The 7,924-nt window shown below is 65.0% G+C and carries 9 protein-coding genes; 1 reads left to right on the top strand and 8 read right to left on the bottom strand.

What is annotated here, in order from left to right:
• Positions 1-120: 120 nt before the first annotated feature.
• Both ABYB95_RS12430 and ABYB95_RS12425 read right to left on the bottom strand, forming a co-directional pair.
• The gene (locus ABYB95_RS12430) at positions 121-684 is read right to left on the bottom strand and encodes an NADPH-dependent FMN reductase (protein WP_372658869.1); all 564 of its coding nucleotides are present in this window, start codon (positions 682-684) and stop codon (positions 121-123) included.
• A 14-nt stretch (positions 685-698) separates the two neighbouring features.
• The gene (locus ABYB95_RS12425) at positions 699-1,463 is read right to left on the bottom strand and encodes an HAD family hydrolase (RefSeq protein ID WP_372658867.1); all 765 of its coding nucleotides are present in this window, start codon (positions 1,461-1,463) and stop codon (positions 699-701) included.
• Positions 1,464-1,482: 19 nt separating this feature from the next.
• Here ABYB95_RS12425 and hemH point away from each other — a divergent pair, with 19 nt between their 5' ends.
• The gene (gene hemH / locus ABYB95_RS12420) at positions 1,483-2,574 is read left to right on the top strand and encodes a ferrochelatase (protein WP_372658866.1); all 1,092 of its coding nucleotides are present in this window, start codon (positions 1,483-1,485) and stop codon (positions 2,572-2,574) included.
• A 65-nt stretch (positions 2,575-2,639) separates the two neighbouring features.
• Here the strand turns inward: hemH and ABYB95_RS12415 are convergent, their stop codons facing one another.
• The 6 genes from ABYB95_RS12415 to ABYB95_RS12390 form a co-directional block, all read right to left on the bottom strand.
• Positions 2,640-3,488 (bottom strand): alpha/beta fold hydrolase, encoded by an 849-nt coding sequence (locus ABYB95_RS12415; RefSeq protein ID WP_372658865.1) that lies wholly within the window; start codon positions 3,486-3,488, stop codon positions 2,640-2,642.
• Positions 3,485-4,579 (bottom strand): branched-chain amino acid ABC transporter permease, encoded by a 1,095-nt coding sequence (locus tag ABYB95_RS12410; protein ID WP_372658864.1) that lies wholly within the window; start codon positions 4,577-4,579, stop codon positions 3,485-3,487. Before ABYB95_RS12410 ends, ABYB95_RS12415 begins: the two co-directional genes overlap by 4 nt.
• 109 nt (positions 4,580-4,688) lie before the next feature.
• A complete protein-coding gene (locus ABYB95_RS12405) occupies positions 4,689-5,672 on the bottom strand; it encodes a branched-chain amino acid ABC transporter permease (protein WP_372658862.1) in 984 nt (327 codons plus the stop codon).
• Positions 5,669-6,427, bottom strand: a complete 759-nt coding sequence (locus tag ABYB95_RS12400; RefSeq protein WP_372658870.1) for an ABC transporter ATP-binding protein — start codon at positions 6,425-6,427, stop codon at positions 5,669-5,671. The genes ABYB95_RS12405 and ABYB95_RS12400 overlap by 4 nt, the downstream gene beginning before the upstream one ends.
• A gap of 53 nt (positions 6,428-6,480) precedes the next feature.
• Positions 6,481-7,254: an ABC transporter ATP-binding protein gene (locus ABYB95_RS12395; protein ID WP_372658861.1), complete on the bottom strand. Its 774-nt coding sequence runs from the start codon at positions 7,252-7,254 to the stop codon at positions 6,481-6,483.
• Between the two features lie 151 nt (positions 7,255-7,405).
• Positions 7,406-7,924 (bottom strand): ABC transporter substrate-binding protein (locus ABYB95_RS12390; RefSeq protein ID WP_372658860.1); only part of this gene is annotated, 519 nt, incomplete at its 5' end.

The raw sequence follows: 7,924 nt of genomic DNA, 5'->3' as shown, positions 1-7,924 counted from the left end.
CGTGGCGACGTGGGTGAAATCCAGACCGAGTTCGGTCGCCGCCCACAAGGGACGCACGGTGCGGGACTCGGGGATGCCGTAAATGGTGAGGCTCATGGTGGCAAAAGCGGTGGTTGAAATTCAAAGCAGATGCCCCGGCGGCGAACCCGGCTTCTGTGCCTGCGCCTGCGCAACACCTTCGGCCAGCGCCAGCAACAGTGCGCCGATCGCCGCCACCGATTCGGGCGAAGCCAGCATGCCCTCTTCGTCTAGATGGGCACCCAGCAGGGGTATCGACACCGACGCAGCCTCCACAATGCACGCGGCCATGGTGGTGAGGGTTTCGCGCAGCGCGGCATCGGCGTGGTGCGCCCGGGGCGAGGTGTTGACCACCGCAACCGGCTTATGGGCAAAGGGCTCAAAGCCGACCAGCCAGTCCAGCGCGTTCTTGATGGTGCCGGTGACGCCGTGCGCATATTCCGGGCTCGCAACCACCAGCGCATCGGCCTGGGCCACCGCTCGCCAGAAGTCTTGCACCGCCTCTGGCGGCGCGGCTTCGTCGTCTGGATTGAACAATGGCAAAGCACCCAAACCGGTGTAGACATGCACCTCGACCGTCTCGGGCGCCAGCCGGGCCGCCGCCCGGAGCAGCGCAGAATTGACCGACGCCCGCCGCAGGCTGCCAGACAGCGCGAGGAACCGCATGGTGTGTGCCCGCTTCAGCCCAATGCCCGGCACAGGCTCATCAAGTCGGTCACGGTGATGTGGGGTGTCAGCGGCGCGTGCTCCCAGGGGTGGCCGGCCCGGTTGAGCCAGGCCACCTGCATGCCGGCCTGCAAGGCACCCACGGCATCCAGATGGGCATCGTCGCCGACGTGCAGCACCTGGGCGGGCGCCACGCCCGCGGCCTGCGCGGCGGCGTGGAAGATGCGCGCATCGGGCTTGCCCACGCCAAAGACGTAGGCGCTCAAGGCGTCCTTGAAGAAGCCGCCCAGCCCCACACGCTGCACATCGGCATTGCCGTTGGACACCGCCACAATGGGGAAACGGCTGCTCAGCCACTCCAGCGCGGGCAAGGCGTCTTCGAACAACTCCACCCGCTGGCGCTCGGCAAAAAACACCTCGAACGCCGGTTCGGCCAGCGCAGGGTCATCCCCCGCGCGCTGCAAAACCAGGCGGATCGACTCCCGGCGCAAGGCGCTCATGTCGTGCGCCAGGTCGGGCCGCGTGAGGTGCATGTGGTTGCGCAGCTCGCGCAGGGTACCGGGTTCGGCGCACAGGGCCGCCGTGGCTGGGGCATTCACCTGCAACCAGTCGGCCAGCTTGCGCTCGGCGCGCTCGATGGTGGGCCAGATCGGCCACAGCGTATCGTCCAGATCCAGGGTGATCGCCTGGATGCGCGAAAGATCCAGACCGGGGCGCGGATCTGCGTCTGAACGCAAAACAGCATCTTCTGCAAGAGGATGGGGTGTGGGGGTGCTCATGTCTGCGTGAGAATAGCGCATGCCCTTCCAAAAAGAACCGCCCCACTCCCATGGCCAGGCCGCACGCACGGCTGTTGTGCTTTGCAATCTGGGCACCCCCGACGAACCCACCGCCCCGGCCCTGCGCCGCTACCTGGCCGAATTTTTAAGCGACCACCGCGTGGTCGAAATCCCCAAGGCGATCTGGTGGTTGATCCTGCACGGCGTCATCCTGCGCGTGCGGCCCAAAAAGTCGGCCGCCAAGTACGCCAGCATTTGGACACCCGAGGGCTCGCCGCTCAAGGTCTGGACCGACAAGCAGGCCACGCTGCTGCGCGGCTACCTGGGCGAACGCGGCCACCAAGTCACGGTGCGCTACGCCATGCGCTACGGCAACCCATCCATTCCCGCCGTGCTCGACGAGCTCAAAGCCCAGGGCATGACCCGCGTGCTCATCCTGCCCGCCTACCCGCAATACAGCGGCACCACCACCGCCAGCGTGTTCGACGCCGTCGCCACCTGGGGGCTGAACATCCGCCACCTGCCCGAGATCCGCTTCGTCAACCGGTACCACGACGACCCGGGCTACATCGAGGCCCTGGCGAAACGGGTGCGCCAGCATTGGCAGCACCACGGACAGGCCGACAAACTGGTGATGAGTTTCCACGGCGTGCCCGAGCGCACGCTGCACCTGGGCGACCCCTACCACTGCGAATGCCACAAGACCGCGCGCCTGCTGGCGGAGAAGCTCGGACTGGCCAAAGACCGCTACCAGGTCACGTTCCAGTCGCGCTTCGGCAAGGCAAAGTGGCTGCAGCCCTACACCGAACCCACACTGATCCAGTTGGCCACAGACGGCCTGCAAAGCGTGGACCTGATCTGCCCCGGCTTCACCAGCGACTGCCTGGAAACCCTGGAAGAGATCAACATGGAAGCGCGCGAAGCCTTCCTGCATGCGGGTGGCAAAACCTTCAACTACATCGAGTGCCTGAACGACAGCCCGGATTGGATACGCGCGCTACGCGACTTGAGCGAACGCCACCTGCAGGGCTGGCCCACCCAACAGGCCGACAACCCGATGGAACTGCAAGCCAGCCGCGAGCGTGCGCTGGTCATGGGGGCGAAGGACTGAATTTCTGGCGCAGATTTGCGTTGCCGCGATTTTCTGGCACGGCCCGTGCACGGTGTGCAAGCCGCTCAGTGCACGCCGGCCAAGAACCGCTGTACCAGCTCGAACTGCTCGGGCACATTCAGCGCCGGTGCGTGCCCGCAACCGGCGATGGTGACCACCAGCGCGCGCGGTCCACGGTCGCGCATGGCTTCGGCGGTGTGTGCCAGCAACAGGTCGGACTCGGCACCCCGCAGGCACAGCACCGGGATGTCGATCTGCTCGTAAACATCCCACAGCTCGTAGTCGTTCGGGTGGTGCACGAACTGCTGCACCATGGCGGGATCGTAGTGCGGCGTCACGCGGCCGTCGGGCAGGCGGCGGGTCGAGCTTTCGGTCAGCAAGCGCCATTGCGCGTCGCTCAGGTAGCCGTAGGGTTTGTAGATGGTGCGAAAGTAGCTTTCCAATTCGCCCACGGTGGCAAAGGCGGCGGGCTGACCGGCATAGCTGCGGATGCGCTGGATCGCCGCCTCGGCCAGGCTGGGGCCAACGTCGTTGAGCACCAGACGCTGCACGCGGCCCTTGAGCGGACCGGCCGCGCAGATCATGCCAATGGCTCCGCCCATGGAGGTACCAACCCACTCGCAACGCCGAATGCCCAGCTGGTCCAGCAGCGACGTGGCCAGCCGCGCGTAGAAGCTCAGGCAATACTCCAGCTCGGGTTTCGGGCTCCATTGCGACAGGCCGCGCCCGATGGTGTCGGGGCAAATCACCCGGTAGCCCTGGGCGCTCAGGTGCTCGGCCAGCGGGTCCATGTCGCGGCCGGTGCGGGCCAGCCCGTGCCAGGCGATCACGGTGCCGCGCTGGTCCGTGCCCCATTCGGTGTAGTGGATCTCCCGGCCTTCACACACCCGGTAGTGCGACACGGGTTGGCTCATGATGAACTCCTGGCTGTGCCCGCCGTGTTGCGCAAGGCCCGCTGGCGCAGCCGCCCCACCACCCCGGTTGGAAAGTAATACACCGACAGCACGAACAGCACACCCAACCACAACAACCATCGGTTGGGCGACAGCAGAGCCGAAAGCATGGGCAGGCTGGTGGTGGCTTCGCTGCCCAGACGCAGCAGGTCTTGCAAATAGCTTTGCGCCAGCACGAACAAGACCGCACCAATCGCCGAGCCGTAAATCGTGCCCATGCCACCGATCACCACGATGAGCAGCACGTCCATCATGATCTCAAACGAGAGCGAGGTGTCGGGTCCGTTGTAGCGCAGCCAGAGCGCCAGCATGGCGCCAGCCATGCACGCGAACAAGGCCGACAAGACGCTGGAGAGCGTGCGGTACACCACCACCCGGTAGCCGATGGCCTCGGCTCGGAATTCGTTTTCGCGGATCGCTTGCAGCACCCGGCCAAACGGCGAGTTCACGATGCGCAGCAAGGCCAGCACCAGCACCACCGCCATCACGAACAGCAGGTAGTACGAGAGCAAGCGGCCATCCAGGTCCACGCCCAGAAAGGGCTCGTCACCCCACTCAAAACTGGGCCGCAGCAGCTCGGGCAGTTTGAAGGTCAGGCCGTCTTCACCACCAGTGAATTCCGACAGCTGCGAGGCCAGTGTCTGGAACGCCGCGGCGACCGCCAACGTGATCATGGCGAAAAAGATGGCGCGCACCCGCAGCGAAAACAGCCCGACCGCCAGCGACAACAACAGCGACAGCAGCAAGGCACCCGCCAGCCCGGTGGCCAGCGCCGCCCAGGTGGGCCCCATGCGCGTGGTCGCGATCGCAATGCCATAGGCACCGATGCCAAAAAACATGGTGTGGGCAAAACTCACCACGCCGGTATAGCCCAGCAGCAGATCGAAGCTCGCCACCAGCACCACAAAAATCAGCACCTTGGCGGCCACGTTGAGCGCCTTCACACCGGGAAACAAAAAGGGCGCGAAGGCCAGACCCAGCAGCACCGCCAGCAGCAACACGGTCAGGATGCGGCTGCGGGGATAGTCGTTGGAGAGCAATCGGTTCAGCATGGATAGCTCCGTTCGCCCTGAGCTTGTCGAAGGGCTGCATGGTGCGTCGAGGGCTTCGACAGGCTCAGCCCGAACGGATGGGATTTGGCGCGCATGGCGCGGTTGGTATTCATCGGTTCGCCACCGGGTACACGCCCTGGGGCCGCCACAGCAGCACGGCAACCATGAGCGCGATGTTGGAAAACAGCGCCACCTTGGGCACCAGAAAACCGGTGTAGTTGGCCATCAGCCCGACCAGCAGTGCACCGATCAAAGCGCCGCCGGTGGAGCCCAGGCCACCGATGATGATGACGATGAAGATCAGCACGTTCACCTGCGCGCCCATTTGCGGCACCACATTCTGCTGGTACAGCCCCCACATCACGCCACCCAGGCCGGCCAGCGCGCTGCCCACCACAAACACGCCCACGAACAGCTGCTTGATGCGGTAGCCCAGCGACTCCACCATCTCGCGGTCTTGCACCCCGGCGCGGATCAGCAGGCCGATCTTGGTGCGGCCGAGCACCCACACCTGCAGCCCGAACACCGCCAGCCCCACGACCACGGCCACCAGCCGGTATTTTTCGATCGCGGCCTCGCCCATCAGCAAGGAGCCGCGCATGGCTTCGGGCAGGGGCAGCGGAATCTGCGCCGGACCCCAGATCACCTTGATCAGCTCTTCGCCAATGATCATGCCGCCCATGGTGATGAGGATCTGCTTCAGGTGCTGGCCGTACACCGGGCGCACGATGAAGCGCTCGAACGCCAGACCGACCGCCCCCGCCACCAGCATGGCCACCACCATGGCCGGGATCACCGCCACCAGGTTGCGCCAGAGTTCGTCGGAGCCGGTCCAGTCGCCCATGGTGGCGAGCACGCTGGTGGCCACGAAGGCACCGAGCGCGATGAACACGCCGTGGCCGAAATTGAGCACGTCCATGAGGCCGAAGATCAGCGTCAGGCCCGAAGCGATGATGAAGATGATCATGCCCATGGCCAGCCCCGCCACCGTGAGCGTGAGCCAGGTGGAAGCCGAACCCACCAGCGGCAAGGCCAGCAGCGCCAGCACCGGCACCAGCAACAAGGGTTTGAAATCGAAATCCAGATTTTTCATATGGCCAACCCCAGCAGCTCCTGCTGCAATGCTTCGTTGTCGGCCAGCGCCTGCATGGACCCCGCGTGCACCACCACGCCGTTATCCATCACCGCCACCTGGTCGCCCAGGCGCTTGGCGAAATGCAGGTTTTGCTCGACCAGCAGAATCGTCACGCCCGCGGCCTTGAGCTGCTGAAAAGCGTCGATCATGTTGTTGATGATGGCCGGCGCCAGACCCTTGCTGGGTTCGTCCACGATCAGCAGTTCGCGCGGTTCGACAATGGCGCGCGCCACCGCCAGCATCTGCTTTTGCCCGCCCGAGAGCTTGCCCGCCGGATGGTTCCAGAATTTTTCCACCGCCGGGAACAGCTTAAAAATCCATTGCAGACGGGCCTCGTCCATCTGGCCCGCATGCCGGGCGCTGCGCGCCGCGAGCAGCATGTTTTCTTTCACGCTCAGATCGGAAAAGATGCCCATGTTCTCGGGCACGTAGGCGATGTTCAGGCCCGCGATGTCGGGCGTGTTGAACGCGGTGATGTCCTGGCCATTGAAGTGGATGCGCCCTTGCGAGGCGCGCCACAAACCCATGACGGTGCGCAAGGTGGTGGTCTTGCCCGCGCCGTTGCGACCCAGCAGCATGGTGAGCTGCCCGCGTGGCACCACCAGGTCCACACCGTGCAAGATGTGGTACGCGGCAATGTGGGTGTGCACGCCCTCAAGGACAAGCAGCTCCCCCGCGCCGTCTTTGGCGGCACCCCCCTTGGGGGGCGCCATCTGCGGCCCGGCCTGAGCTTGTCGAAGGGCGGTTCCGCGCTGGCCTGGGTCGTTCATGCCAGTTCCTCTTCTTTCGGATCGATGCCGAGATAGGCCTGCTGCACCACGGGCGATGCGATCACGGTGGCGGGGTCGCCATCGGCCACCAGTTCGCCGTTGTTCAGCACGATGATGCGATCGGCCAGTTCGCGCACCACGTCCATCTTGTGTTCGACCAGCAGGATCGTCTTGCTGGCGTCTTCCTTCAGGCGCCGGATCAGGTTCAGGATCACCGGCGCCTCGTCGTGGCTCATGCCGGCGGTGGGCTCGTCGAACATATAGACCTGCGGATCGAGCGCCATCAGCAAGGCCACTTCGAGCTTGCGCTGATCGCCGTGCGGCAGGCTGGAGACCGGCATGTCGTGCCGCTCGCCCATGGACACGGATTCCAGAATGGCGTGCGCGTGGCGGGTGAGCTGCGCGTGGTCGCTCCAGATGCTCCACAGGTTCAGGCCGTGCCGGTGCTCGCCCTTGCGCGTGGCCTGCACCGCCAGCCGCACGTTTTCCAGCACGCTCAGGTTGGGAAACAGGTTGGTCAGCTGAAAAGCCCGCCCCAGCCCGGCGCGGGTGCGCGCCGATGCCGACAGCCCGGAAAGCTCACGCCCGTTGAGCCGCACCGTGCCAGCGCTGGCTTTGAGCTGCCCCGAGATGAGATTGAAATACGTGGTCTTGCCGGCCCCGTTGGGGCCCACGATGGCGGTGAGCGTGCCCGGCGCAAAAGCGCAAGAGACGGCGTTGACCGCCACATGGCCACCGAAGCGGACCGTGAGATCTTGGGTTTCAAGCATGGCTGGGGCGGGTATGGAGCCCGCATGGCCGTTCGGACCGAGCTTGTCGAAGCCCCCGCCACACACGGGGATGCCCTTCGACAGGCTCAGGGCAAACGGAGGTTGCTCAAGGTCGATCCCCAGCGCCAGCGGCGCTGGGGATCCCGCGCATTCAGCGGTTGTTGCGGATCGGCACGTCCATCTCTTCGGGCTTGATCTCGCGCACCAGCTCGGGCACACCCCAGGCAAATGCCGGATCGGCCTTGATCTTGAAGTGGTACATGCTTTGCATGGCCTGGTGGTCTTGCTGGCGGAACGTCATCTTGCCCTTGGGCGTGTCAAAGCTCATGCCTTCCATGGTCTTGATCAGCTTGTTGGTGCCGGTGTCGCCATTGGTCTTCTTGAGTGCGGTCACGACCGCCATCGCAGCCGAAAAACCACCGGCGGTGAAGAAGTCGGGCGGCGACTTGTATTGCTTGTAGTGCTGGGCCACCATGGCCTCGTTCACCGGGTTCTTCGGGATGCCGAAGTAGTAGTAGGCCGCGCCTTCCATGCCAGGGAAGCTCTTGTAGGCCGCCATGGCCGGCAGGATGTTGCCGCCGGTGGCGATCTCGATGCCGTAGCGCTTCAAGTCCATGTCGGCGATCTTGAACGGGTTGCCGGCGCCGGCCCAGATGATGAAGATCACCTT

Origin of the sequence: Hydrogenophaga sp., assembly GCF_041633695.1 — a bacterium.
GTDB lineage: Bacteria > Pseudomonadota > Gammaproteobacteria > Burkholderiales > Burkholderiaceae_C > Hydrogenophaga.
Note: the sequence above shows the minus strand (reverse complement) of the source record. Positions and strands in the feature narration are given on the sequence as shown.